Below are 26,423 nucleotides of genomic sequence, written 5' to 3' on the forward strand. Positions count from 1 at the left end.
CTCCTTACTTAGCATCAAACCAATTGTGACCATAACCAGAATCAGCTACAAGAGGAATATCAAGTCTCACAGCAGACTGCATAACTTCTGGCACAATCTTTTTAATAGTTTCTAATTCATCTTTTGGTACATCAAAAATCAATTCATCATGAACTTGAACCACCATCTTAGTTTTAAGATGCATCTCATCCAATTTTTTCTGCATATTAATCATCGCAATCTTGATAATATCTGCAGCTGAACCTTGAATTGGTGAGTTAATCGCAGTTCTTTCCGCAAATGACCGCACATTATAATTCTTGGCATGAATATCAGGTAAATAGCGCCTTCTGTGCATAATTGTTTCGGCATAACCTTTTTCACGGGCAACTTGAACTGCCTTATCCATATAATCCTTAATTTGCGGATATTGTTCAAAGTAATTATCAATAAATTCCTTAGCTTGTTTGCGACTGATATTGAGATTTTTAGATAAGCCATAATCAGAAATACCATAGACAATACCGAAGTTTACCGCTTTTGCTCTGCGACGCATTAACGGCGTAACGTCAGAAGTTGATTTCAGATGAAAAATTTTCATAGCCGTATGAGCGTGGATGTCATAACCCGTTCTGAAAGCTTCCTGCATTTGTTCGTCACCGGAAACCTGTGCCAAGACTCGTAATTCAATTTGAGAATAGTCACAAGAGAAAATGTAGCCATCTGGTTCACTTGGCACAAAGGCTTTTCTAATTTGCTTTCCTTCTTCCGTTCTGGTAGGAATATTTTGTAAGTTAGGATCAACTGAGGACAAACGACCAGTAGCAGTCAATGTTTGTAAATACCTGGTATGAACCCGACCGTCTTTTTGGATAACATCCAGTAAGCCATTGACGTAAGTTGACTGGATTTTAGCAATTTGCCGGTAAGTCAAAATTTGATCAATAATCGGGTTTTCATCTTTTAACTGATTCAAAACATCAACTGAAGTCGAATAACCGGTTTTAGTCTTTTTAACAGGCTTTAAGCCCATTTTTTCAAACAAAATATGACCTAATTGTTTAGGTGAATTAATATTAAATTCTTCACCGGCTTCATCATAAATTTGCTTTTCCATTTTCTTAAGGTCAACCGCAAATTCATCTTGGAGCTGCGTTAAGGTATCAGCTTGGACTTTGATACCGTTTATTTCCATGACAGACAAAACCCGCGCAACCGGTATTTCAATATTGGCAAAAAGATCGTCTTGCTCATGTTCTTTTAGTTTAGCCAGCAGAGTATCTTTTAAGTTTGCGATTGCTTCAATTTTGCCAGCCAAATGGTTGAACAACACCTGATCGTCCTCTGGAATATGGACGCTTTTACCTTTGCCGTAAACATCATAATCGCTTTTAACCGAATTATCACCATACATGCGACAAATTTCACCCATGTCGTCAGAATTATTTTCGTTATTGATTAAATATGAAGCAAGTAGCATATCATAATCAATAGAGCAAGCGTGAATACCCAATCGGTTCAAACCAACTGTAGTTCGTTTTAAATCAAAGACATTTTTGGCAATTTGCTTATTTTCCAGAATATTCTTAAGTTGCGGCTTTTTTAACAGGTCAACATTGCGACTCACATATATTTGCTTATCTATCTTAATGGCAAAGCCAACAAATTGCGCTAAATGATAATTGGCACCCAACATTCCTAAGTAAAAAGTAATAGTTTGGCCAGCTTTAACTGCAAAATTATTAATGTCATTTTCTTTAAGCTCTGTAAAAGCAACTGCTTTATTATTTTTTACTGGTTGGTCTTTTTGCCCAGCAGCGTTTTCAGGGTTTAACTGGCTCAAAAACTTACGGAAATTCATTTTTTCATAGAATCTGCGCAATTTTTGATAATCGACTGCACGCCTTTTTACATCAGCAATCCCAATGGTTAACGGGGTATTACGATCAATTGTCGCCAGCTTTTTACCCAGTAGAGCCTTATCTTTATCATTAATCAGGTTTTCCTTCATTTTAGAAGGCTTCATATCATCTATATGATCATATAAATTTTCTACTGAGCCATATTCCTGGATAAGTTGCGAAGCTTTTTTGGGTCCTATTTTAGTAACACCAGGATAATTATCAGAATTATCACCCATTAATGCTTTCATATCAATGAATTCAGTTGGAGTAACACCATTAACTTCTTTCATGTGTTCAGGGGTATAAGCTTCCAAGTTTAAAACCCCTGATTTAGTAACCATAACAGTGGTTTGAGGAGATGCCAGCTGCGTCAAGTCCTTGTCGCCCGTAACAACCGTGACTTTAAAGCCCTCTTTTTCTCCAATACTTACAAAAGTACCAATAATGTCATCAGCTTCATAGTTATCAAGCTCATATGTAGACAAGCCCAAATCATGCAAAAGTTCCTGAATGTACGGCAGCTGTTCAGATAATTCTGATGGGGTCTTTTGTCTGCCACCTTTGTAGTCAGCATACATCTTATTTCTAAAAGTAGTTTTACCTGCATCAAAAGCAACCAAAACATGGTCAGGTTCAACGTCATTTAGCACGACATCAAGCATATTTTTAAATGTATAAATGGCATTAGTGTGCAATCCTTCAGGATTTCTAAAATTTTCAAGTTGGCGGTATAGTGCATAGAAAGCACGAAAGGCAACTGAATTACCATCAATTAAAAGTAATTTTTTATCAGCCATTTGATCTCCTTAAATTTAAACCAAGTTTCTTTATTCAACTACCATTTTAACAGTTTTTCCATTCATCTTGCATAATACCGATTTTCCTGAACCTTATGACATGTAAAATCTGTTATATAAAGCAAAAAGATCAAGTCTTGAAACTCGATCTTAATAACTTAATTTATTTTAGTAATTTTTCTAAAGCATCTTCGTATTTCTGGATATCGCCTGCGCCCATGAAAACAATGACACTGTCTTTGTTCTGCGTTAGGTCAGCAATATTATCAAGATCAATCACTTCAGAGCCAGGAATTTCGGCTACTAAATCACTACTTGAAATGTCGCCGATAGTCTCTCTTGCGGAAGCATAAATGGGAGTAATGTATGCTTTATCCACTCCGCGCAAAATTTCTGCAAAATCTTGCGCATATTTCTTCGTTCTGGAAAAAGTATGTGGTTGGAATACGACAACTAGTTTTTTATGAGGAAACTTTTGCCTAGCAGCCTGAATTGTCGCACGCATTTCAGTTGGATGATGGGCGTAATCATCAATGATATTAATATCTTTAAAGTCTTTTTCAGAAAAGCGTCGTTTGGCCCCCTGATAAGTAAGTAAACCCTTTTGAATATCTCTAAGAGGAATGTTTTCGGTATAAGCAACTGCTATTACGGCCGTAGCATTCAAAATATTATGATCGCCAAAAAGATGAATTGTAAATTCACCTATCTTCTTACCTTGTCTCAAAACCGTAAAACTTGAACCTGCAGTAGTGCGGTTGACATCAACCACCTGGAAATCATCATCATTTTCAAAACCATAAGTGTATTTGGGAACGGCGGAATGCAATTGTCTTAGTCTGTCATTACCTCCCCATATAAATAGACCTTTTTGAGTTTGATCAGCGGCAGTTTGAAAGGCTGAAGTATAATCTGCCTGGTCTTTAAAATAATCCGGGTGGTCAAAATCAATGTTAGTCATGATTTGATAATCAGGATGATAAGCCAAGAAATGGCGGCGATATTCATCAGCTTCATAAACAAAAAAGCGTGACCCTTTAACTCCTTTACCCTCACCATCGCCTATCAGATAAGACGTGGGCGCTGCTTCACCTAAAACGTGAGCTAAAAGACCGGTAGTAGATGTTTTGCCATGAGTTCCTGAAACACCAATACCAGTATGCATCTTGATTATTTCTTCTACGGTATCAGGATAACTTTGCCAAGTTATATTTTTATCTTCACAAGCTTTAACTTCAACGTTATCATTTTTAAAAGCATTGCCCTTAATTATGACCTGACCCGAGTCTTTGATATTACTTGCATCAAACTCTGTTACTTTAATTCCTGCTTTTTCAAGTGGTTCTTGTGTGAAAGTATACTTTTTGATATCACTACCGGCAACATGAAAGCCTAAATCGTTTAACACTAAGGCTAAAGAAGCCATTCCCGTTCCTTTAATTCCAATAAACCAAATTTGCTTATTTTTATCTAACATTTCCCAAGCTCCATATTTTTTATCATTGTTTCTTATTTTACCATTTCTAACGGAAAAAGAGCAGAATCATTGAAAAGCCATGAAAAATCATAATCTTACTTTGTATTACTGAAAAAGGACTCTACCAATAACTTGATAAAGTCCTTTAATCTTATAATTTAATCTGCCCACTTGCCAAAAGTTCATCACATTTTTCAGGATCAAAGGCGTCTCCCACAGTAAAATCGTCTGGAACTACTAAAATTCCTCGTTTTTGTGGTGCGTGGGGCAAACCTAGTTCTCGTGCTGAACAGATCATCCCATAAGAATCCACATGGCGCAGCTGACCCGGCCAAATCATTTGACCATTTGGCATCAAGGTGCCAGGTAAGGCAACTACTACTTTTTGTCCTTGAGCAATGTTAGGTGCACCACAGACGATTTGCTGTTCCTCACCATGGCCAACATCAACAGTGGTCACATGCAAGTGATCAGAGTCAGGATGTTTTTCACAGCTTTTCACATAGCCGTAAACCAGCGTTGGTTTACCATAAGCAAGTTGATCATTAAAACCAACTTCTGCCAACTTTTTATTTAATGCTGCTAAATCGTCATTAGTCAACTTGACTTGGCCGTCTGCTAGTCTGTCATAATCAATTACCTGGTCGACATTGAAGAAATTATATCCGGTCACATTACCTTCTTCATCAGTAATACGTGTGACATCACCTTTTTCTTCATACTCACTTTTGCCCTTATCCTGACCTAAAATCACAATTAAGGTATTGGGATAGCTGCGTTTATTAATACTAGTAATCATGAATCAATTATCCTCTTTCACTTAGTCCAGTGACCGCAAAAAGCTCTCAACTTCTTCTTTAGTTTTACGGTCCTTATTAACTAGTCTACCAATTTCTTTACCATCTTGGTAGACCACAAATGAAGGAATACCCATGATATTCATTTCTTTAGCTACATCTACAGAACCGTCACGGTCAATTTGATAAAATTTACTGTCAGAAAAATCTTTTTCAATCTCCGGCATAAACGGATCCAAAAAGCGGCAATCTGGACACCAACCAGCAGAAAATTCCAAAACCACACGACCATTTTTGGTAATATCATCTAATTTTTCTTGATTTAATTCTTTTATTTGTTCCATTTTGAAAAAACCTCTCAATCCTTATTATTACTTATTTTACCCCAAAATCAGCATGCAGGGCATAAATTGGGTTACCTTGGCCGGCAAATTTGTGCTCATACTCGGTTTCAATATTTGAAGTTAAAATATCTTCTTTCTCATTATGCAGATCCACTGTAACAAAATCAAAATACATCCCATAATTATTCATACTTTGAAGAGAATAAGCAAAAAGACCTGCATTATCTGTTTTAAACTGTATCTGACCATTTTCTTGTAAAACAGTTTGGTATTTTTGTAAAAAAGTCTTATAGGTTAACCTTCTCTTTTCGTGCCTGGTTTTAGGCCACGGGTCACTAAAATTAAGGTAAATGGTATTTGCACTATGTTTTTTAAAAAAGCAATCAATATTAGCAGCATCTGCACATAAAATTTGTAAATTAGGCAAATTTTGAGCTAGTTTTGACCGTAAAATAATTCCAGCTGCGGTCATCTGCAGTTCAAGAGCAACGAAATTTTTTTCAGGGTGCTTTTCAGCCATTGTGGTGATAAACTTCCCTTTACCCGGACCAACTTCAATTTCTAATGGTTTTGAAATGTCAGCAAACCGCTTTGACCAATCAATCTTTTGGGTTGGATCTGGACGATCTATCACACTTTCTGGATGCTCTTGCACAAGTTTTACAGCCCACGGTTTGTTACGTAGTCTCATTTATTTACAACTTCCTTTTCTTTACTTTTGCTGGTAAGTATAACCTTAATACCGCGTAACTGAAAACAACTAAAATCCCCATTGCTTCAAACAAGTGCAAACTAATAGGCAGTGTAATCAGCCATGAAATGCTAATAATCAACCATTGTACCAACATTATCCCAGTAAGTGCAGAAACTAAGTCTAAGCCTCGTTTAGTACGCGCAATAGGATAAACACGATACATGACATTGGTGTCAAATTCATCAACCATCGGTACTAATTGGTAAATAGTTAAGAATACTACTAAGCAGGACAAGCCTAATGCCCAAAGCCAATTCTGCACTAACCACGAAATTAGAATTGCAAAAGCAGTCATTCTAACTACTAGATTAATGTTTTCCGGATTGCGCAGAACTGAGCGCCTATACAAAAACTTATTAGGATTTTCTCTTGTCAAATTATGAGGTAATAAAAAGTCCAAATATTTCCGTCTTTTAATATTAGTTTGCCTTTCCTTAACATCGGTGAACATGCTAAAAGCGTTATAAACAACGTTTTTACGTTTTTCTTCTTGCTCGATGGCAAATTGCCAGTCAAAAAGTGCTGCATGTTGCGGTTTTAAAATAAAAATGATTACAATAATTAACAGCAAACCAGCAATAAATATCATACTTTTTGGTTTAAACATTCCCAAAATGAATAAAAGCAGTAAGAAAATATTCAAAATTGAGATAGAAATTTTACGGTTAAAGAATAAATTATATTCCATAATTTTCAGCTGCATCACTTTGGCCAGAAAAACAGCAAAAACCGCGAAAACATAATCTAACGGTTCAATCTTTGCCTTGATCGTGGCAAAAGGAAATATAATTCCCGCCATTAAAACTAAGCAAATTGTAGGTACAATCAAGCTGTAATTTAGCATTGGCTGCAAATATGATGCTAAATTTTCATCTTCAGGCAGTAAAAATTGTAAATCAGCTGGTTTTAGCAATGTTACCAGTTTGCCTATTAAAAGTGGCAACCACAGCAAAATACCAACTAGGGGACGGTAATACCACAGATTTTCAGGCATAGTCTTCATTGCCTGTGCATACCAGAACATGAGTGCTCCAAAAAGAAAAATCAGAGCTAGGATAAAGAAATCATTAAAAACCAATACTAGGTATTTCAAAGACTGGCGCAAGTTTTCCTGCAGCCTTCTTTTAGCCAAATCACGCATTTTGTTGCTCCTGACTTAAAATTTGGTAAATTTGGTCAAATGAATCTGTCTCCTTTAGGCCATAATGCATGCGAATTTCAGCCAAAGTACCAGCAGTTTGAATTTTGCCATTATTTAAGACCGCATAACGAGAAACTGCCTGCACACTGTCAGCTAAAATGTGTGTTGACATTAACACCATTTTGCCCTGACCAGCAGCTTCTTTAATCAATTGCACCAAATTGGCCACTGCCAACGGATCAAGTCCAGTGAACGGCTCGTCGATTACCAGCAAGTCAGTATTTGCTAAAAACGCTGAAACAATCATTACTTTTTGCTTCATACCCTTTGAAAAATGAATCGGCAGCCAATCTAACTTGTCATCCAGCCTAAACAGCTGTAACAGCTCGTGAGCCTTTGCCCAAGCCTGTTTTTCATTTAGCTGGTAACTAAGAATAGTCAGGTCAAGATGCTCTTTTAAAGTCAATTCTGAATATAAAACTGGTGTCTCGGGAATATATGCGACTTGTCTTTTAAATTTAGTAGGTTCAGCCGTTAAATCAATGCCATTTAGAGTGATTTTCCCTTTTTGCGGTCTGAGTAATCCTAAAATATGTTTAATAGTAGTAGATTTACCAGCACCATTTAGGCCAATCACTCCTAAAACTTCCCCGGGTTTTATTTCCAAGTTAATATCTTTTATGACTGGTATACCCGTGTAGCCCCCAGTCAAATGCTCAATTTTTAAAGTCATAATTCCTATCTTTCTTTTAATGAATTTACTCATTTAATATGATAGCATGATATTAAAAGAAACTAAATTTTGAAATGTAGAGGTTTTAAAATGGAAGATTTAGATAAAGATTGTTTATTTTGTAAAATTATTAAAGGGGAAGCCAGCAGCTACACTGTTTTTGAAAATGACGATGTTAAAGCATTTTTAGATTTATCCCAGGTTAATCCTGGTCATACTTTGATGGTGCCTAAAAAACACATCACAAACTTTTTTGATTATACCCAGGCAGATGCTCAACGCTATTTACAATATATTCCTACAATTGCTAATGCAATTAAAAAATTTGATCCGAGAATCACCGGTATGAATATTAGCAGCAATAATGGTGCCAGTGCAAGTCAAGTAGTTATGCATTCACATATTCATTTTATTCCGCGATTTGAAGGTGATGGCTTAAAGATTGCCACCCGTAACAATGCGGAAAAATACACTGACGAAGATTATGAAAAGGTTGCTGCTGCCATTAGAGCACAATTTTAAGGTGACAAGATGAAACGTTTTAGTTTAGGATTGGCTGTAGGTGCAGGCTTTGGCGTGATCCTTTCACTGTTCAAAGATCAAAATGGCAACCGCCTGTTTCCACCTGTGCAAAAGCAAGTAAAGTCATTAAAAGAAGATATTAATGACATTTCTGCTGCAAGTAGTAAATTTAAAACTGCTCAGCAAGAATTAAAAAAATCTTTACCGCGAGCAAAGAAAGCTGTTTCTGAGTTACAAAACGAAATAGAATATTATCAGATCAGCATTAATCGTATCGTCGGCAAGCTGAAAGCCAAAACTGCGACAATTAATTCCAATAACGCAACTGAAACTAATAGTTCTAAAAAATAGTAAAGAAACTCTCTTTTTTGTTTTAAAAAAATAAAAATGAAAACCAGTTTTGCCAGTTTATGTTATATTAGTTGTCGGTGACTTAATTTATTAAGGATGTGGAGAATTTATTTTATGAAAAAATATATTAAAAAAGCTGCAGCTGTGATTGCCGTAGCCGGTATGGCATTATCAACAGCTGCTTGTTCTAATGGTGGCAAAACTGTTGCTTCTTATAAAGGCGGCAAGATTACCCAGCAAGAGTATTATGATGATATGAAAAAATCTCAGGCTGGTAAAACCGCTTTGGCAAATATGATTATTAATCGTGTTTTAGAGCAACAATATGGCAATAAGGTTTCAAAAAAGCAAGTTGATAAACAATATAGCAACTATAAGAAACAATATGGTAGTCAGTTTGATGCCGTTTTGCAACAAAATGGTATGACTACTGCAAGTTTCAAGCAAAACCTAAAAACAAACTTGCTGACCGAAGCCGCCTTGAAAGATATTAAAAAGATCTCAAAGAGCCAAGAAGAAAAAGTCTGGAAAGCATATCAGCCTAAAGTTACAGTGCAACACATATTAGTTTCTAAGAAATCTAAAGCCGAAGAAATTACTAAAGAATTAAAGAATGGTAAAAGCTTCAAGAGCCTAGTTAAAAAGTATTCTTTAGATACTGGAACCAAAAGTAATGAAGGTAAACTGCCAGCATTTGATTCCACTGATACTAGTTTAGATCCTGCTTTTAAAAATGCAGCATTTAAGCTAAAGACCGGTGAAACTACGAAGAGCCCCGTTAAATCTCAATCAGGCTACCACGTAATTAGAATGATTAAACACCCTGCCAAAGGTTCTTTTGCTTCACATAAAAAAGAAATTGATGATCAAATTTATCAATCAATGTCTCAAGATCAACAAACTATGCATGATGTCCTTGCCAAGGTAATTAAAAAGGCGGGAGTCAACATAAAGGATAATGATCTAAAGGATGTTTTAGCTGCTTATGTTTCTACTTCAACAAATAAGAAGTAATTAAAACTATTACAGTTAAGACTAGTTCTTTGCTGAAAATATAATAATCCCGTTAACAGTCATTTTTATAAATGGCGGCTAACGGGATTTTTTTGCATTAATTTTAAAATATTCTGATTGAATAACTAAGTTGACACAATTTACTAACTAATTAGCAGTTAAACTACATAGATTATATAAATCACCTTTTTGCTCAATCAATTCTTCATAAGAACCTTCTACAGTAATAGTGTTATCTTCCATGAAAAGCACGGCATCATATTTTTTAAGATTATAAAAAAGCAGTTTGATCAAAATTATTTTTACATTTATCAAAATGTTGCGTGAACGAGAAATTCTGCTTAAATTAAGGCAAATGAAAAAGCAGCTAAAAGTAATGTCGTACTTTTAGCTGCTTTCTAGCTCTCCGTTTGCAAGTATAAAGCTAATATTTTATATTTTTTGCTAACCCTCAATAAAGTTATTTGCTTCTCATATTCTCTAAGCAATTATTCTAATTTATGTGATTTAGCTAAAGATTCATCATCTTTAGGTCTATAAAATTTCCGGCCACCCTGACTCATAATATTTTCGGTAAAATTGCCCGGTCGTGTATGTTGTAAAGCATTAGTAATAGCGTAAATTGACGCATCTAAATCATCAATGCGATGTAACAATTCTGCTTCAAGGAGTGCCGGCAATTTAGGTGAGCCATACTCAAATTTACCATGATGAGACAAAACCATATGACGCAATAAGAGCAAGTCTTCAGATTCAAGGTCAATATTTAGTTGTTGCGCCGCTAACATTATTTGCTCGTCAATTAAAACCAAGTGGCCAATCAAGTTACCCTCATTAGTATATTGAGTGGCAGCCGGACCAGTTAATTCCAATACTTTACCCATATCATGTAAAATACAGCCAGCATATAATAATGAACGATTAATTTGCGCATAATTATTTGCCAGGCCTTTAGCATCCCGCAACATTGATAATGTATGGTATGCCAGACCTCCTCGCACGGCATGGTGGTTACTTTTTCCAGCTGGAAACTCAAAGAACCGCTTGTCCCATTTTTTTAATAAAAACCGTACTATCCTGTTCCAGGTTGGATTCAAAATTTCAAAAACGTACTGATTGATTTCTTCTTTCATATCAGCAACTTTTTCTGGGGCTGATTTAATAAACTGCCTGAGATCATAACCTTCTTCAGGGCCAACAACCCGTAGACTATAAATTTTTATTTGTGGCTGCCCCTGATATTCTTCCCGTTTGCCGTTAAGTTCAACAATTGTTCCTGAATTAAATGTAGAGGCATCTTGGTCATTGGCATCCCAAAAATTACCGCGAATTTCACCAGATGAATCACCAAATGACATTGCTAAATAGAGCTTACCCTTTTTGGTATGTCTTAGTTGAGAGTTCTTAATTAACACGACCAGTTCTAACTCTTCGCCATCATTATAATCCAGCAAACGTTTATACATGTTCGGTTCCTTTCTTAAAAGTTAGCGGCTGTAATTGCAGTTTATCAACAAGGCTTTTTTGAGCAGTAAAGATCAATACCTGGTTGCTTTGCGCAATTGTCTGCAGCAACTTTTCAATTTCATTGATCCTTTGGTCATCAAAGTTAACAAAAGAGTCATCAATCAAAATTGGTAAATTAATTTGATCCTTTATTTGTTCAACAAAAGCCAATTTCAAAGCAAAATAAAGTTGCTCAGAGGTACCCCGAGAAAGATATTCCACCGCTAATTTTTTACCATCAAAACGAGTAACGGTTATTTTTTTACCTATTTCAATATTATTATACCGATTATTTGTTAATAGTCGCAAATATTCTTTAGCAGTAATCAGCATTTTCGGAAAACGTTCATTAGATGCAAGATCAAGTGCGCGGCTAATCCACTTGGCAGTAAATAAATTAGCCAAATACTCTGCGCTTAAATTTCTAAGTCTGGTTCTTAAGTTTGCTAATTTTTGTTTTTCCTCGAATACCGCCGTTGAACTGGCCAGATTTTCCATCTTGACTTTAGTTTCAGCCTTTTTACTTTGTAAAAGGTTAATATTTTCATTTAGTAAGGAAATTTGAGCAGCTAAATCCTGTAATTTCTTTTGTCCACTACTTTTATCATGTACATATTCTTGCAGCTGGATAAGGTCGTTTTGCAAACTGGATTTGAGAGCACTAATCTGGTTTTTAATATTATCCTGTCTCAGCTTTTGTTTTTGGATTTCTCGATATTCATCTAAGCTGCTAACTTGAGCTCTTGCCAAAATCATTTTCAATTTAATATTAACTTCTTGGAGCTCTTCATTATTTTCAGTTAAATTGTTTTTTAAACTATTTTGCTCTTCTCTGTGCTTACGATCCGTGTCTATTTTTTCAGCAAGTTGATCTAATGCAGTCAATACATCAGAAAAATTAGTACCTATTGCTTGTTTCAGTTCTTGACCTAACTGCATTGCAAAGGGCGTGAGCAAATCAGATATTTCTGTTTTACGTAACTGATTTCTCCTTAAGTTTTGGGATAAAACCTGGTACTGCCGCCATTCGTTGATCAAATTATTAAGATCTAAATTGCTAGGATCAATGCCATATTGTTGCTCAAATAAATATCGTTGCTCTTTAACTTTTCTGCTTTTTTCAGACTGTGCTTCATTTGATTTTTGCACTTGCTTTTGCTGGTAGTAACCAAGCACTTCAAAGGCTGCACCAACACCAACAGCCAAAAAACCAAGGGCACGAGTAATGAACAATAAAATTAGTCCTAAAATGAGAATAGTTCCACCTAGCAAAAGAAATTGCCTTGGTTTTGTACTTTTATCTTGGCTAATAGACGATTCTTTTTGCGGTAATTTGTGAAAATCTTCCTGCAACTTAATTACTTGCTCTTGAGTCAATGCAGCAATTTTGTTCAAGTTGGGATCAAGAGTAATGAGCTGCTGTTGTTCGCTTTTAATTTGCGTCTCTTTTTGTAAGCAGCTATGGTATTCCGCTTGCCACTGCAAAATTTCCGGCTTTTTTTGCAGCAGCTTTGTTTCACTATTATCCTCATCTTTAACTTGAGAATATTCATTTAGCTTTTCCGTGATTTTTTGCTGTTTTTTACGCAAAGTTTCTGCTTGAATTGCTAAATTTTGGGCAGATTGATATTGCTCCGAGTCAAAATGAATTGCTTTGGTCTGACATTGTAAATCCTGCAATTTTTCGTAACTGGGTACAAGCTTTTCAACTTTTTCCAAGTTGTCATATTTTCTTTGCAGATCTAGTCTTTTTGCTTCTTCATGGTGTTGCAGCTTTTCTTGTTTTTTTAAGTCACTATTCAGCTCCTTATACACAGAAAATTCATTTTCAGAATCACTGACTTTACTTTGCTGCTCTTGAATCTGCAGTAAAAGTTGGTTAACCGGAAGTTTTCTGCCCCTCTTTTTAAATAAATTATCAGCATTTTTGGCAAAATTATCGCGCACAGTTATCAATTTATCACTGTCGGCTGCGCCCAAGTAATATATACGTTCTAATAAGTCATTTTGCTTGATCTGGTCAACTTTTGTCAACATATCCTGGTTAAAGATAAAACTGTCGGCATAAAAGTCACCGTCAATATTCTTTATTTGGTCAAAAAAAACATTTTCGGGCACTACTTGATTATCACATTTAACTGTTAGTGTGCCCAATTTAGAACCTTTGCCGTGGGCGTAAAGGCGTTCCAGTTCATAGCGCTGTCCTTTTTCATTTTCAAAAAGCAAATACCCTCCCATTGGGCTAACTTGGGCCAAAGGAGTGTAGTTTTCAAAAAAAGGGGAATTGTGTGAAGCAAGATGAAAGCCAAACAAAATTTGTTTAATAAAAGCAACGATTGTGCTTTTCCCTGCTTCATTTGTACCATAAAAGACGTTAACGTCGGGATTAAGTAAATCAAAAGTGAAATTTGAAAATTGACCAAAATTAATTATCTTAAGTTTAATTAATTTCATCATTGACTCCTTTCAATTTACTGTTCAGCTTGACTTCTGCCAGTTGTTTAACTTCCTGAATAAAACTTGGGTCCTGGGCCAAATTATTGGTAAACTCAGTTTTTAAGGACCAGTCTTTACTAATTTGGGCAAATTGATCCGGCGTAAAAATCTCTTCTTCAGCCTGTGTAAAATATTTTTGATCATTAACAGCAACAGCTAATTTGCTTCCATTAAGGAAACGCACATCTACCAGTTGAGAACCATGAGCAAGTTTTTCTGAAATCATTTGCCAAAAATCACTGTCTTGAATTAATTCGGCTTCTTTTTCATTTAAAAAATCTGCACCGATTATTTGTAGGCAAAAATAGCTAGTGGTAGTCGCTGGCAAACAATTAATTATCATCTTTTCCAGCTCGGTTTTTGCTATTGGCTTAGTTAATTCAAGCTGCCTTTTATCCCAAGTAATAAGATTAGTCTGAACAAAATGAATTTTGGTTTTCTTTGTTTGTTCATCAATAGTGCCTAAATAACAGCCTTTGGGACCAGTTTCGTTAATGTGACGGCCCTGAATATTACCAGGATAAACTATTAGTGGCGTTTCTGACAATATTTGCCTTAAATGGATATGACCCAGAGCAAAATAGTCATAATTAAGATTTTGTAATTCACTTAAGGTAAATGGAGCATATACATTTTGAGAGCTCAAACCCGCCCTTTCCTGAGCATGCATAATACCAAAAGTGTAATGGTTATGTTTAGGAGGAAATTGGGCAGCAAGATCATCTGTAATGTGATTAGCCAAATATGAAAAACCAGTCACATCATAGTCAAAACCACTTCTGGTAGTGTAAGAGGCAGTTTCAACTTTTTCGTCCTCACCTAATAATTTAAAATACGGGCTTTCAGGCACCAATAGGTCTTCTTTTGCCATATGATCATGATTACCTAAAACCATAACTACTTGTATTTCAGCTGTGATTAGCCGCTCAATTTCGCGAGCAAAAAAAATCTGGGCGCTGGGATTAGGCTTAAAACTGTCAAAAGTGTCGCCTGCAATTAAGACTAGATCAACATTTTCCCTAATAGCTAAATCGACAATGTTAGTTAAAGATTGCATTGGAGCTTTTTGAATTTGATTAAAGCTCTTAGATGGTAAAAAAGATAGCCCCAAAAATGGACTATCTAAATGTGCGTCAGCAAAATGGATAAATTTCATCGTTATTTTTTAATTTCTAAGGCCGTCATAAAGGTCATTAATGGGTTTGGTAATTGCCTTTTGAACATCTTCAATTGTTTTAGAGACAGCCTGCTCAGCTTGCAAAAGTTGCAATATTTGATCATTCTTTTGCACTTTTTCATTCAACTTTTTATAATCTTCCTCTAAATCCTTAGGAAAGTCTCTTCCTTCAGTTTGAGAATTAATGATTTTAGTTTGCATCTCATCCATTTGCTTGAATAAAGCTGCACTTTCCTCATTATTTTTCACGGCATTGACAGCATTTTCTAAAGCCTTAAATTCATCAAGCTTTTGGAAATCTGTCGCCACCTGATTTGCTGAATCGTAAATATTTATCATATTTTTTCCTCCTAATTAGTGACCTAAAAGTCCTTTTATGTCATTATACCATTCATTAATCTTTTCACTGGCAGATCCGAGCCCTTTTTCAATTTTTTTACCAAAACCTTGCGTCCAATCAGTACCAGCACCGTTATTTTGAATAATTTGCCTTGGCGCTTGTTCTCTAAATTGATTTTGTGCTGTATACGGCAAAATACCTTCCATTTCAGCTTTATAAAGCCTTGTGATACCAGTTTCGGATACACCGTGCATGAAATGCTGCTGATTAGTGCGATCAAAGCCGACCCAAGTTGCTACAACAACATCTGGAGTATAACCAACGATCCATTGGTCCTTAGTGCCAAAACCGTAAGAATTAGGAACTTCGGTAGAACCGGTTTTGCCGGCAACTCGATATCCGGCAGGTTGAGCTGAAGTTCCTGTACCGCCTGCAAATACGCCTAACAGCATTGTGGTCATCTCTTTAGCAGTATTTTCAGAGATAATTCGATGAGTACCTGTATCGTGATTTTCCGCAATCACATTGCCACTTGCATCAGTAATTTTGGTAATAAAGTAAGAATTATTCGGTAAGTTACCTTTATTAGCAAAAGCCGAATAGGCACGAGCCATTTGAATAGGTGAAACACCAGTCGATAATCCGCCTAAAGCCAAAGCTAAATTTTGATCCTCTTTTGCTACCTTCAAGCCGAAATTATTAGCAGACTGGACGCCTTTAGCTACTCCAATGCGGTCTAATAGCCAAACAGCAGGCACGTTTTTACTTTGCGCCAAAGCCACATACATAGGAATTTTATCCGAATAACCGTTGTCAACATTGTGGGGCTGATAGCCATTCTTCCCGAAGCGCTGCAATTTGTTAGAAAGCTGGGAATCATAATGATATCCTTGCTGCAAGGCAGGCGCATAAGAAACAATAGGTTTAATAGAAGAACCAGGTTGTCTCTTCATTTGTGTCGCGCGATTATAACCGCGAAAGACATGCTTGCCCCGTCCTCCTACCACAGCGCGGACTGCACCAGTAGTAGGATCCATCACTACCGTAGCACCCTGAGTTTTAGTTCCATCAGCGGCATTTTGAGGGAATAAGTAATCCTGGTTAAACCTTTCTTGCAGCTGACTCTGATAATTTTGATTAAGAGTAGTGTATATTTTCAGGCCCTTATTCATGACATCTTCTTCTTTTAAGCCATAGCGATTAATTGCTTCATCCACGACAGCGTCAAAGAAGTAGGGATAACGATAACCATCTTTATTATGATATGTATCACGTAAAGTTAAACCAATTTTTTGTTCACTTTCAGCCTGTGATTTTGATAATTTTTTATTATCAACCATCAAATTCAAAATTAAATTGCGTCGCGATAAAGCATAAGACATGTGATCAATGGGATTATACTTGCTAGGATTACGCAAAATACCTGCTAACGTGGCACCTTCACCAACTGTCAGCTGACTGGCATTCTTGCCAAAATATTTTTGGCTGGCATCTTCTACGCCCCAGACGCCATTACCAAAATATGAATTGTTAAGATACATAGTTAGTATATCTTTTTTGGAATAAACATGATTAAGTTCGATAGCAAAGAAAAGTTCCTCAACTTTACGCGAAAATGTTTGTTTTTGAGTTAATAAGGCATTTTTAGCTAATTGCTGGGTGATAGTTGAACCGCCTCCGGCAATTTGCCCGTGATTAAGCACTATACCTAGAGCGGCACGCCCCATTCCCTTAATACTAAAGCCGGGATTTTTCCAAAAAGTCCTGTCCTCGGTCGAAATTACAGCATTTTTCACGTTAGGTGAAATTTTGTTGTATTCAACATAAGTTCCCTTTTGTGAGTATAATGAGCCTGCTCGTTGGTTTTTTTGGTCATAAATTCCCGTCGTAACAGGTAATGACGCTTTTAAATTTGATATATTGGATGTTTTAACTTTAACGGTATAATAAGTACAAACCAAGAGAATGACGGTAAGCAAAATCAAAATGATCCAGCGACCGATAAAAAAACGATGATCAAAACGGTACCATAAGCCACGTTTCTCGTTTTTCTTTGGTTCATTGTTTTCCATTTTATCTGCTCCTTTAGAAACAATTAAAATTGTATCATATTAGAGGATATTACTTTTATTTTCAAAAAGATTTAACAAATATTTATGAGCTATTATTTTACATTTAATTTTCCCCAAAATCTCAAACCATGCTCAGTAAACGACTTATTGCGTCTTTTGCTGATCCCACGCAAATGGCGTCATTACTTACGAACTGAACACCAGATTTTGATTAACGGCACTTATCATTATTTTAATCAAATGGTCTTTCCAGACGATAAAATTGAGCTGTGGCTAAAACACATTGAGAGTAGTCAAAATACTTACCCAGCAAGCGGACAAATGCCAGAAGTGATTTACGAAGATCAAAATCTGTTAATTATTAATAAACCAGCAGGACAAAAAACACATCCTAACTTAAATGAAACCAACACTGCCTTGAATGATTGTGCTACTTATTTAAGGTACTCTCCTTTTATTGTACATCGTTTGGATATGCTAACCAGTGGTTTACTTTTGGTTGCTAAGAATCCGGCAGTTGTTCCTATTTTAAATCGTGAATTAAGCAGTAAAATTTTTCACCGTGAATACTTAGCAGTAGTCAATATGACTAAGCCAATAGCAGATACTGGCATAATTAACCTGCCCCTTGGACGAGACCCACTTGATAAGCGCAAGCGCAAGATTGTTGCTGACGGACTTAAAGCAATCACACATTACCAAATTCTAAAGTGCTTTAGCAATAATACTGCTTTAATTAAGCTCGACTTAGAAACAGGAAGAACACACCAAATCCGTGTTCATTTAGCGGCAATAGGTTGTCCGATTGTGGGTGATCCTTTATATAATCCTACTTTTATAAGCAAAGAATATTTACATTTAACCGCTTATCAAATTTCTGTGGTACTGCCATTTTCATTTGAAGAATTAAAAGTCAATCTGCCTAAAGCTAAAATACCTTTGCTCAAGTAAAAAATCCCTCAAGAGCTTTTACTTAGGTATTAAGTAGTTAAAAATCCTGTTGCTGTTTCCCATAATAAAACAATGGTCATCTAACCAATATCACATTTAGCACAATTATTATCTTAATTACGCGACTTCATTAGTGTAAATTACCAGATGCTCTTGTATAATTCTATTATTGAAAATTTATATAAAGAAATTGAGAGTGAACATGAATAATCAAAAAATTGCTGATTTAGCAAAAAATGTTATTGACACGTTTAATTTACCTAGTTTAGGTGTAGGCGTTTATCATAAAGGTGAAAGTTACAGTCACGTCTTTGGTGATGCAGAGCAAAATAGTTTGTATCCTTTAGCATCAATTTCAAAAACATTTTTTGCCACTGCAGTTTGCCAATTAGCTGATTCAGGTAAAATTACTTTGGATGACCCGTTAAAAAAATATTGGCCTGATTTCAAACTAAGAGATAAATATGCCGCAGACCATTTAACTTGGAGGGATGCTCTAAGTCACCAAAGTGGATTGCCAGCTCATGACTTAATGCGTTTTACTAATATGAACAAGCACGATCTTACTTTAAAAGAAAAGGCAGAACATGTTGGTTTTTTAGAGCCTAATCATGAACTGCGTTACAAAATGCAGTATAGTAACCTGGTTTTTGCTGTTGCGACATATGCTTTTGAAAAAGCTATTAATCAAGATTATGGTATTTATGAGCACGAGCATTTACTGAAGCCTTTGCATTTGAATAATACCTATGTTAATCATCACGAAGCACCACGTGAAAGAATAGTCAAGCCGTATATTAGAGATAATGACGTTACCGAAGAAGTGCCATTTATTGCGCCTGGAAAAGTTGGTGGTGCCAGCAGCATGCTTTCAACTATATCTGATTTGCTAACTTGGGCCAAATACCAATTAAAATTGCAAAAAGAAAGCAAAAATAACGCAATGGCTGAGCATTTTCTGCCTCAATCTATTATGTCTCCTAGCCGTGCGTATGGCGGCGCAAATTTTGGCGCTTATGGTCTGGGCATGATGATGGAAGATTACCGGGGACATAAATATTTCTACCATAGCGGTTCATATATTGGCTATTGTTCTTTCATGGGCTTTGTTCCTGACCTTGACTTAGCTTTTGTCTCAACAACAAATATGGATTCAACTGATGCCATTTTTGCTTTAGCTTATCAAACTATTGATAATGTTCTGGATATTCACGAACCAGACTGGACCAGTAAAATTAAAAAGATAGTTGATAAAAAAGCAGCAACTCGTGAGGAAAGAATTAAAGAACAAATAGGGGAAATCCCACAAAGTGCTGAAGCAGAAGATAATCTTTTAGGTGATTATGAAAACCCAGGCTATGGTTTAATTACACTAAAAGAAAAAAATGGTGATTTATTGGTTACCATCGGTAAATGGGACTACCCGGTATTTGTAAATGAGGAAGGCAAAATGTTTGTAGAAGAAAGGCTGTACCAGCACGAACTTTTGCCAATTGAACTTCAGGAAAAACAAGTTTTATTATGGACTGACCGCGCACTTAACAAACCAACAGTATTTAAAAAGATAAACTAAAAAGCCTAGCTTTTTTGACATTAAAGCTAGGCTCATAATATTTTCTAGGCAACCAGCTTGATTAAGAAAGCTGGTTTTTTATTTGATATGCGAACTAATCCATGGCACAACTTTACCTATTAGCTCATTAAGCTTGGTAAAATCGCCAGTTTCAACATTATAAGTATGATTTGCATTTTCTAAAGTAAAAGAATCTACGTTGGTCATATGACAATTTTTAATAAAGTTTAAGCTAATATTAGGGTCTAAAGTTGGATCACTGGTACATACTTCAACTAAAATCGGATTTTTAAAGTTTTTAATGTTATCATTCAAAGTTGTTTTCAATTCGTCAAAGAATCTGCGGTATACGAGTTCAACACCACCGCTACTAGTATGAACAATGCAGTAGCCTAAATTATCCATTTCAAATTTATCATATGCCATTTCCAATGGTTCTGAAGTATTAATCGCACCATTTAAAGAAACTATAATTTTAGCTGGTAAATCTGAGCAGGTAAATACTAAACGGCCACCAAGACTATGACCTAACAAGCCAACATTATTTTCTGCAACATACGGTAAGTTTTGTAAATAGCTAAAGCTGGCCTTGACTTCTTCTGTCATTACTTTCATACCATAATTTTCTCTAGAATATAGGTTCTCACCCATACTGCATAAATCTATTCTAGCTGCTACTATTCCTGCCTCAACTATTTTTTTACTGATTCTTGCCAGCATATGATTATCATTGTTTCTAGAGGACATGAAGCCATGAACCAACAACATAGCCGGAAATTTATCTCCACTATCTGGAATATCAATCTCTATCGGCACTTCATGATCAATGCACTTTAAAAACCGTAATTCTTCACGCACGTCAATTATCTCCTTGTGTAAGTTTTTTAGTTGTAAAATACAATATATAGTATACTATTATTTAAATAGTATAAATGTATATAACTACTTTTTGACACACTAAACAAATTTTTTATACAAAACATGAAAAATTGGAGTTTTTAATAATCTAACTATTCATATTAATAAGATTCAGAATTTTAGTAATGACCTTATTGGCTGTTATTGGGTAACGGATCTAATTGCAATCAATCTTTTTCATATAAAAAGTGATAGATTATCATTAAATTTCCTCACCATTGGATGCAATAACTTTTTTATACCAATTAAAAGAGTCTTTTTTTATTCTTTTATTGGTACCATTTCCATTATCATCTCGATCAACGTATATAAATCCATATCTTTTTGACATTTCACCTGTCGAATTGGCTATGATATCTATGGGACCCCACATAGTGTAACCTCTAAGATCAACTCCATCATTTAGAGCTAACGCCATTTGCTTAATATGATCTTTCATATAAGAAATACGATATTTGTCATGTATATGATTATCTTTATTTAAAACATCATATTCACCAATTCCATTTTCAACTATCATAATTGGTTTTTGATACCTATCATAAATATCATTTAACAAGTATCTTAAGCCTATAGGGTCAATTGCCCATCCCCAAGAGCTCGTTTTCAAATAAGGATTAATAACCGTATTATCTGCATCCCAAGTGACAGTACCCCCATCATTTTTTGATGATGTTATTGAAAAGTTACCTGCATTTTTCTTAGTTTTTATTTTAGGATCAGTTGAAACATCACTAGAACTATAATAACTAAATGAAACAAAATCAACTTTCCCATTAAGCAATTTTGCTTTGTCTCCCTTTTCAAAATTAATTTTTAAATTCTTTTTATCAAAAAATTTTTGAGCATAGCGTGGGTAATATCCTCTAGCTTGTACATCAGGGAAAAAGTATGACTTTTTAGTAGTTTGTTGAGCAGATAAAGCATCTTCCGGATTCGGGGTGTTAGGATAATTGACTACTCCCGCGATCATACTACCAATTTGAAAATTGGGATTTATCTTATGACCCATAGTTACTGCCTCAGCTGAGGCTACTAGTTGATTATGAGCTGCTTGGTATCTTGCCTCTAATGGATTATCGCATTTAGAAATATCAATCCCACCTGCAAAAAAAGGATAATTTAAAAGGGCATTAATTTCATTAAAGGTAATCCAATATTTAACTTCTTTTTTATAGCGATAAAAAAGGGTTCTAGCTAGTTTGAGATACTCTTTTATCATTTTTCGATTAATCCAACCGTTGTATTTTTCTGTTGCCCAAAAAGGTGTATCGAAATGATCAATAGTTAAAATTATGTCCATTCCTAATTTTCTAGCAGTTCGTATAACATTATCGTAATATTTTAGACCTAATTCGTTTGGTTTATCCATATTAGCTTTAGGAAAAATTCTAGGCCATGAGACCGACATACGATACACAGTAAATCCCATTTCTGCAAACAATTCTAAATCTTCTTTCCAGTGTGTGTATCCATCAATACTAGTGCGAGAAGGATAAAATTCATAATCTTTCTTTGCTGCTGCAAGGGGATGACTTAATGCCCATTTTCTTCCATTTCCAGCTAAAGGTAATATATCAGCTGAAGATAAAGTCTTCCCATCTTTATTGTATGCCCCTTCATACTGATCTGCTGCTGTAGCTCCACCCCATAAAAAGTTTTTAGGAAATTTACTCATTAGAAATACCTCTTTCATTTATTTAAACTTGAAAAATCTATTGAAAATGCATTAGTATCTGAATCATCTAAATTTTTATTTATCAAATGATCCTTGTCATTTAAAACTGTCATAATCACAGTACAATCATATCCAGCTTCTTCGATTAGTTTATAATCGAAAATGATTAATTTTTGTCCTTTTCTTACCTTATCTCCTTTTTTTACAAGACATTTAAAATATTTTCCTTTAAGTTCAACAGTATTTATTCCAATATGTATTAATATTTGAGTGCCAAAATCATCAGTAATTCCGATAGCATGATTTGTTTTAAACGTTGCTGTGATTGTTCCTGAAATTGGTGCTACTAATTCATTAGACATAGGTACAATACCTATTCCATCGCCCAATTTTCCAGATGAAAATACTGGATCAGAAACATCTTTTAAAGAAACTTTTTTACCCTCAACTGGTATCCTAAAATCTTCTTTATTATTTAGCTCATTAGGTAACCCCCAAAAATAAGTCAGTATAGCAGCGCCAACAAAGCTGATTATTAAACCGATAATTTCACCGACAAAGCCATGCCCTAAATAAGTTGGAATTGAAAGTATACTTGGAAAGGCAAAAGCATGAGCTTCTACATTTGAAAGTCCAATCACAATTCCACCTAATGCGCTACAAGATATAGCAATATAAAACGGCTTTTTATACTTGAGCGTCACACCATAGAGGGTTGGCTCAGTAATTCCAAAAATAGCAGCTATGCATGCAGAACCTGATATTTGTTTTGTTTTATTATCTTTTGCTTTTAGAAATACCCCTAAAGCTGCACCCGCTTGCGACATAACTGCAGCACAGGCAATAGGAAAAATTGGATCTTGCCCCAGTTTTGCAATATTACTCATAATTAAAGGTAAAATCATCCAATGAAATCCAAACATTACTATTACTTGCCACAACCCACCTATTAACAATCCTGCAAATAATGAAGCGTGGTTATATATCGTCATGATGGAGTTAGCCAAAGCGCTTGAAATCGTTGAGCCAATTGGACCAACCACAATTAATGTTAGTGGAACCATTATTACTAATTCAATCAGAGCAACAAAAACATACTTTAAACTATCTGGAATTAACCTTTTTAACATGGGTTCTAAATAACTTAGAAGCCAAATTGACAGTATAATTGGTATTACAGAAGAAGAATAAGACATTGGAATAACGGGAATACCTAGAAATTTAATGGTGATATTCTTTGTTGCCAAAGTAGTAATTTGTGGATATAACAATGCTCCTGCAATCGTAACACTTACAAACCGATCTACTTTTAATTGTTTAGCGGCATTAAAAGCAATAAATATTGGTAAGAAATAAAAAAGTGAATCGGCAGCTGCATTTAATAATACATACGTTCCCGAAGTTTCTTTAAGCCATTTCATTGTTGTACATAGAGCTAACACCCCTTTTAAAACTCCTGCACCACAAATAGCGTTAAGAAAGGGCATAAAAAGACTAGAAATGAAGGAAATAAATTTATTAAGTAAACCTAAGAAGCCTGTCCTTTCCTTGTTTTTAGCCTCTTTTTCTTTAATTAAATTTTTACTGTCTTTAATTTCCTTCATATTTATTAATTGATCATACACATCTGCCACCTGAGTACCAATTACAAGCTGCCATTGTTCATGACCATAAACAACTTGAATTATACCTTTTAATTTTTCAAGCTCCTTTTGATTTACTTTGTTATTATCTTTAACGTTAAATCTCAACCGCGTTGCACAATGCCACACTTTTTTAATATTGCTTGCTCCACCCATATAATTCAATATATCGGTAGCTAAATCTAAATACTTCAACTGTAAATCCTCCCTTAATTAATGATTTATCAATTGAAGCCGGCTTTCATATTGACAAAATAATATTAATTTATGGGAACGTTCCCATGTCAAGAAAAAAATAAAGTTATTCAATAAAATTGAATAACTTTATTTAGCAGGTTTTTCTAATTATCATTTTAGGCTGAATTGTTATTTTCTTAAATTCTGTGTTTTCCAATCTACATATAATTTTATTCATGTCATTTTTAATTTGAAGTGAAAGAAACGAGTCAATAGTTGATATTTCCATGTATTTACCGTAATCACTATTATCAAAACCAAAAACCTTAACATCAGTAGGTATCCTTTTTTTATACTTACGTAAAGTTGAAATGAAACCAGCTGCTACATAATCAGAATAAGCTATAACGGCTTCAGGTGGGTCTTCAAGTTTTAAATACTCCATGGCCGCACTTTCACCTGCACCTGTTTGTTCTGAATAAAAAACCTCCCAAGAATCAAATTTTGAATTTTCCAATTTAAATTCCTTTATTGCTTTTATTCTCGCCTTTGTATTATTTTTTCTTGGGTCATTAAGAATATGACCTACCGAAATATCTCCATAACGATTTTTTAAATATTTGAGTATGTCTTTGTATAAAGGATAATGGTCAATGTATGATGAATAAATATTTTTACTATCTATTCTCCTCCAAGTCACAATTGGTCCATATTGAGAAAATTCAGCAATTTTTTTCCAACTATTGCGATTGGCCACAAAAAATAGCGCATCCAAACCATGAAGTTTAAACTCTTTCAAGATTAAAAGTTCTTCTTGCTTATTACGAGTAAAATATACTGCAATTTTAAAACCTTTTTTTTGTACATAATGTGTTACCAAATCAAGTAGTTGCCCAACTTCAGGATAATATGTTTTAGCAACAAATCCTATTGTTTTCGTACTTTGTTCTACCAGTTGTCTAGCTAATATAGAAGGAACATAACCCAACTTTTTAGCCGATTGTAACACCTTTTTTCTACTTGCTTTTGAAACATAACCATTACCTGTGAACACCCTTGAGACGGTTGATTTTGAAACTCCAGCAAGTCGTGCAACATCAAAAATATTTGACATAAGCTATAATTAAATCCATTTCATGAATATTTGTAATGTTTTATCTTTTTCCGCCAAAAACTGGAAAATGACTGGCAGAGCCATAATCAAAACTATTAATATTTTCCAAAGTAGCCATATCATCTTCACTTATTTCAAAATTCAATTCTGAATTTTGTTTCATATGTTCTGGATTGACAGACTTAGGTAAAACTACGGTATTAAGTTGCCAATCGTAACGAATACAAAGTTGTGCAACTGAAACATGATATTTTTCTGCCATCTTTTGAATTACAGCATTATTTAAAGCTTCGCCATGCGCAACAGGTGAAAAAGACTCAACTACAATATTCTGCTGCTGACAAAAATCAATTAGCTTTTTAGGTGTCGCACCAATATGACACAAAATTTGGTTAACCATAGGCTTAACATCACTATTGTCAATTAAGTTCTGCAAGTCTTCCGGTTGAAAACTAGAAACTCCAATAGCACGTAATTTCCCCTCTTTCAAAGCGTCTTCTAAAGCGCGCCAAGTTTCTAAGTTACCTGCAAAATGCCGATCATCAGATTGGTTTACCTCTTTCCATGGCTGCGGATTATGGATAATCATCATATCTAAATAATCAAGATCCATTCGCAAAAGAGTTTCATCAATAGATTTTTTAGCTTTTTGATAGTCTTTAATTTCAGCCTCTACTTTTGAGTTAACAAAAATTTGGTCACGAGCAATACCTGAATTTTTAATCCCCTGACCTACTCCACTCTCGTTATGATAAGCTTGAGCAGTATCAAGATGCCTATAGCCCATTTTTAAAGCAGATTCGACTGGTAAAGCCACTTCACTATCGGGAATTTTCCAAGTTCCCAATGCCAGTTTAGGGATCTTTACCCCGTTATTAAGTGTAAATGTTTCTTCAAAAATCATAATTTTTCCCTCCTTATGCCTTTTCTTGAGTATAACGCTTAACTTCATGTTTAAGTCAATC

The 26,423-nt window shown here is 35.1% G+C and carries 22 protein-coding genes; 5 read left to right on the forward strand and 17 right to left on the reverse strand.

Going from position 1 to position 26,423, the window contains the following annotated elements; all coding sequences use genetic code 11:
- Positions 1-4: 4 nt before the first annotated feature.
- From polA to H3R29_RS04545, 7 genes are all read right to left on the reverse strand, one after another.
- On the reverse strand, positions 5-2,680 hold the full coding sequence (gene polA, locus H3R29_RS04515) for a DNA polymerase I (protein ID WP_198202111.1): 2,676 nt from the start codon (positions 2,678-2,680) through the stop codon (positions 5-7).
- A gap of 163 nt (positions 2,681-2,843) precedes the next feature.
- The gene (murC, locus tag H3R29_RS04520; protein ID WP_198202110.1) at positions 2,844-4,157 is read right to left on the reverse strand and encodes a UDP-N-acetylmuramate--L-alanine ligase; all 1,314 of its coding nucleotides are present in this window, start codon (positions 4,155-4,157) and stop codon (positions 2,844-2,846) included.
- Positions 4,158-4,308: 151 nt separating this feature from the next.
- A complete protein-coding gene (ytpR, locus tag H3R29_RS04525; protein ID WP_198202109.1) occupies positions 4,309-4,956 on the reverse strand; it encodes a YtpR family tRNA-binding protein in 648 nt (215 codons plus the stop codon).
- Positions 4,957-4,977: 21 nt separating this feature from the next.
- Positions 4,978-5,298: a thioredoxin family protein gene (locus H3R29_RS04530; protein ID WP_198202108.1), complete on the reverse strand. Its 321-nt coding sequence runs from the start codon at positions 5,296-5,298 to the stop codon at positions 4,978-4,980.
- A gap of 31 nt (positions 5,299-5,329) precedes the next feature.
- Positions 5,330-5,989, reverse strand: a complete 660-nt coding sequence (gene trmB, locus H3R29_RS04535) for a tRNA (guanosine(46)-N7)-methyltransferase TrmB (RefSeq protein ID WP_198202107.1) — start codon at positions 5,987-5,989, stop codon at positions 5,330-5,332.
- 4 nt (positions 5,990-5,993) lie between these two features.
- The gene (locus H3R29_RS04540) at positions 5,994-7,193 is read right to left on the reverse strand and encodes an ABC transporter permease (protein WP_198202106.1); all 1,200 of its coding nucleotides are present in this window, start codon (positions 7,191-7,193) and stop codon (positions 5,994-5,996) included.
- Entirely contained in the window at positions 7,186-7,926 is a 741-nt protein-coding gene (locus H3R29_RS04545; protein WP_122026242.1) for an ABC transporter ATP-binding protein, read from the reverse strand. The genes H3R29_RS04540 and H3R29_RS04545 overlap by 8 nt, the downstream gene beginning before the upstream one ends.
- 90 nt (positions 7,927-8,016) lie before the next feature.
- On the opposite strand from H3R29_RS04545, the gene H3R29_RS04550 reads away from it, so the two are divergent.
- From H3R29_RS04550 to H3R29_RS04560, 3 genes are all read left to right on the forward strand, one after another.
- Positions 8,017-8,448 carry an HIT family protein gene (locus H3R29_RS04550; protein WP_198202105.1) on the forward strand — a complete coding sequence of 144 codons (432 nt, stop codon included), beginning with the start codon at positions 8,017-8,019 and terminating at the stop codon, positions 8,446-8,448.
- Between the two features lie 9 nt (positions 8,449-8,457).
- Positions 8,458-8,799, forward strand: a complete 342-nt coding sequence (locus H3R29_RS04555; RefSeq protein WP_198202104.1) for a hypothetical protein — start codon at positions 8,458-8,460, stop codon at positions 8,797-8,799.
- 114 nt (positions 8,800-8,913) lie between these two features.
- Positions 8,914-9,813 carry a peptidylprolyl isomerase PrsA gene (locus H3R29_RS04560; protein ID WP_198202103.1) on the forward strand — a complete coding sequence of 300 codons (900 nt, stop codon included), beginning with the start codon at positions 8,914-8,916 and terminating at the stop codon, positions 9,811-9,813.
- Positions 9,814-10,301: 488 nt separating this feature from the next.
- Here H3R29_RS04560 and H3R29_RS04565 read toward each other — a convergent pair whose 3' ends face one another.
- From H3R29_RS04565 to H3R29_RS04585, 5 genes are read right to left on the reverse strand one after another with little or no spacing between them, the layout of a single operon-like run.
- Entirely contained in the window at positions 10,302-11,279 is a 978-nt protein-coding gene (locus H3R29_RS04565; RefSeq protein WP_122026246.1) for a 3'-5' exoribonuclease YhaM family protein, read from the reverse strand.
- Positions 11,272-13,776 carry an AAA family ATPase gene (locus H3R29_RS04570; RefSeq protein WP_232352216.1) on the reverse strand — a complete coding sequence of 835 codons (2,505 nt, stop codon included), beginning with the start codon at positions 13,774-13,776 and terminating at the stop codon, positions 11,272-11,274. Before H3R29_RS04570 ends, H3R29_RS04565 begins: the two co-directional genes overlap by 8 nt.
- Positions 13,760-14,971 carry a DNA repair exonuclease gene (locus H3R29_RS04575; RefSeq protein ID WP_046325141.1) on the reverse strand — a complete coding sequence of 404 codons (1,212 nt, stop codon included), beginning with the start codon at positions 14,969-14,971 and terminating at the stop codon, positions 13,760-13,762. Before H3R29_RS04575 ends, H3R29_RS04570 begins: the two co-directional genes overlap by 17 nt.
- Positions 14,972-14,980: 9 nt before the next feature.
- Positions 14,981-15,331, reverse strand: a complete 351-nt coding sequence (locus H3R29_RS04580; RefSeq protein WP_046325142.1) for a YlbF family regulator — start codon at positions 15,329-15,331, stop codon at positions 14,981-14,983.
- Between the two features lie 15 nt (positions 15,332-15,346).
- Positions 15,347-17,404: a PBP1A family penicillin-binding protein gene (locus tag H3R29_RS04585; RefSeq protein WP_046325143.1), complete on the reverse strand. Its 2,058-nt coding sequence runs from the start codon at positions 17,402-17,404 to the stop codon at positions 15,347-15,349.
- An 84-nt stretch (positions 17,405-17,488) separates the two neighbouring features.
- Here H3R29_RS04585 and H3R29_RS04590 point away from each other — a divergent pair, with 84 nt between their 5' ends.
- Both H3R29_RS04590 and H3R29_RS04595 read left to right on the forward strand, forming a co-directional pair.
- Positions 17,489-18,355, forward strand: coding sequence for an RluA family pseudouridine synthase (locus H3R29_RS04590; protein WP_198202101.1), 867 nt, complete (start codon positions 17,489-17,491; stop codon positions 18,353-18,355).
- A 202-nt stretch (positions 18,356-18,557) separates the two neighbouring features.
- Positions 18,558-19,928 carry a serine hydrolase gene (locus H3R29_RS04595; RefSeq protein WP_198202100.1) on the forward strand — a complete coding sequence of 457 codons (1,371 nt, stop codon included), beginning with the start codon at positions 18,558-18,560 and terminating at the stop codon, positions 19,926-19,928.
- A gap of 78 nt (positions 19,929-20,006) precedes the next feature.
- On the opposite strand, the gene H3R29_RS04600 is transcribed toward H3R29_RS04595, so the two are convergent.
- The 5 genes from H3R29_RS04600 to H3R29_RS04620 all read right to left on the reverse strand — a co-directional run bounded on the left by H3R29_RS04600 (position 20,007) and on the right by H3R29_RS04620 (position 26,365).
- On the reverse strand, positions 20,007-20,786 hold the full coding sequence (locus tag H3R29_RS04600; RefSeq protein WP_198202099.1) for a S9 family peptidase: 780 nt from the start codon (positions 20,784-20,786) through the stop codon (positions 20,007-20,009).
- 262 nt (positions 20,787-21,048) lie between these two features.
- Positions 21,049-22,524, reverse strand: coding sequence for a family 1 glycosylhydrolase (locus H3R29_RS04605; protein WP_174795414.1), 1,476 nt, complete (start codon positions 22,522-22,524; stop codon positions 21,049-21,051).
- A gap of 14 nt (positions 22,525-22,538) precedes the next feature.
- A complete protein-coding gene (locus H3R29_RS04610; protein WP_198202098.1) occupies positions 22,539-24,362 on the reverse strand; it encodes a beta-glucoside-specific PTS transporter subunit IIABC in 1,824 nt (607 codons plus the stop codon).
- A 133-nt stretch (positions 24,363-24,495) separates the two neighbouring features.
- Complete coding sequence (locus H3R29_RS04615) at positions 24,496-25,458, reverse strand: LacI family DNA-binding transcriptional regulator (RefSeq protein WP_174795416.1); 963 nt, start codon at positions 25,456-25,458, stop codon at positions 24,496-24,498.
- A gap of 40 nt (positions 25,459-25,498) precedes the next feature.
- A complete protein-coding gene (locus H3R29_RS04620; RefSeq protein ID WP_198202193.1) occupies positions 25,499-26,365 on the reverse strand; it encodes an aldo/keto reductase in 867 nt (288 codons plus the stop codon).
- Positions 26,366-26,423 lie beyond the last annotated feature (58 nt).

Source organism: Lactobacillus sp. M0393 (assembly GCF_016102025.1).
In the GTDB taxonomy this organism is placed as follows: Bacteria; Bacillota; Bacilli; order Lactobacillales; family Lactobacillaceae; genus Lactobacillus; species Lactobacillus melliventris.

Bases quoted from the DNA above. Each gene is read 5' to 3' on its own strand.
- H3R29_RS04580 (WP_046325142.1), bottom strand. From the start codon at position 15,331: ATGATAAATATTTACGATTCAGCAAATCAGGTGGCGACAGATTTCCAA.
- H3R29_RS04530 (WP_198202108.1), bottom strand. From the start codon at position 5,298: ATGGAACAAATAAAAGAATTAAATCAAGAAAAATTAGATGATATTACC.
- H3R29_RS04545 (WP_122026242.1), bottom strand. From the start codon at position 7,926: ATGACTTTAAAAATTGAGCATTTGACTGGGGGCTACACGGGTATACCA.
- H3R29_RS04540 (WP_198202106.1), bottom strand. From the start codon at position 7,193: ATGCGTGATTTGGCTAAAAGAAGGCTGCAGGAAAACTTGCGCCAGTCT.
- ytpR (WP_198202109.1), bottom strand. From the start codon at position 4,956: ATGATTACTAGTATTAATAAACGCAGCTATCCCAATACCTTAATTGTG.
- H3R29_RS04575 (WP_046325141.1), bottom strand. From the start codon at position 14,971: ATGAAATTTATCCATTTTGCTGACGCACATTTAGATAGTCCATTTTTG.
- polA (WP_198202111.1), bottom strand. From the start codon at position 2,680: ATGGCTGATAAAAAATTACTTTTAATTGATGGTAATTCAGTTGCCTTT.
- H3R29_RS04550 (WP_198202105.1), top strand. From the start codon at position 8,017: ATGGAAGATTTAGATAAAGATTGTTTATTTTGTAAAATTATTAAAGGG.
- H3R29_RS04555 (WP_198202104.1), top strand. From the start codon at position 8,458: ATGAAACGTTTTAGTTTAGGATTGGCTGTAGGTGCAGGCTTTGGCGTG.
- H3R29_RS04590 (WP_198202101.1), top strand. From the start codon at position 17,489: ATGAGCTATTATTTTACATTTAATTTTCCCCAAAATCTCAAACCATGC.
- trmB (WP_198202107.1), bottom strand. From the start codon at position 5,989: ATGAGACTACGTAACAAACCGTGGGCTGTAAAACTTGTGCAAGAGCAT.
- H3R29_RS04595 (WP_198202100.1), top strand. From the start codon at position 18,558: ATGAATAATCAAAAAATTGCTGATTTAGCAAAAAATGTTATTGACACG.
- H3R29_RS04560 (WP_198202103.1), top strand. From the start codon at position 8,914: ATGAAAAAATATATTAAAAAAGCTGCAGCTGTGATTGCCGTAGCCGGT.
- H3R29_RS04605 (WP_174795414.1), bottom strand. From the start codon at position 22,524: ATGAGTAAATTTCCTAAAAACTTTTTATGGGGTGGAGCTACAGCAGCA.
- H3R29_RS04585 (WP_046325143.1), bottom strand. From the start codon at position 17,404: ATGGAAAACAATGAACCAAAGAAAAACGAGAAACGTGGCTTATGGTAC.
- H3R29_RS04615 (WP_174795416.1), bottom strand. From the start codon at position 25,458: ATGTCAAATATTTTTGATGTTGCACGACTTGCTGGAGTTTCAAAATCA.
- H3R29_RS04565 (WP_122026246.1), bottom strand. From the start codon at position 11,279: ATGTATAAACGTTTGCTGGATTATAATGATGGCGAAGAGTTAGAACTG.
- murC (WP_198202110.1), bottom strand. From the start codon at position 4,157: ATGTTAGATAAAAATAAGCAAATTTGGTTTATTGGAATTAAAGGAACG.
- H3R29_RS04570 (WP_232352216.1), bottom strand. From the start codon at position 13,776: ATGATGAAATTAATTAAACTTAAGATAATTAATTTTGGTCAATTTTCA.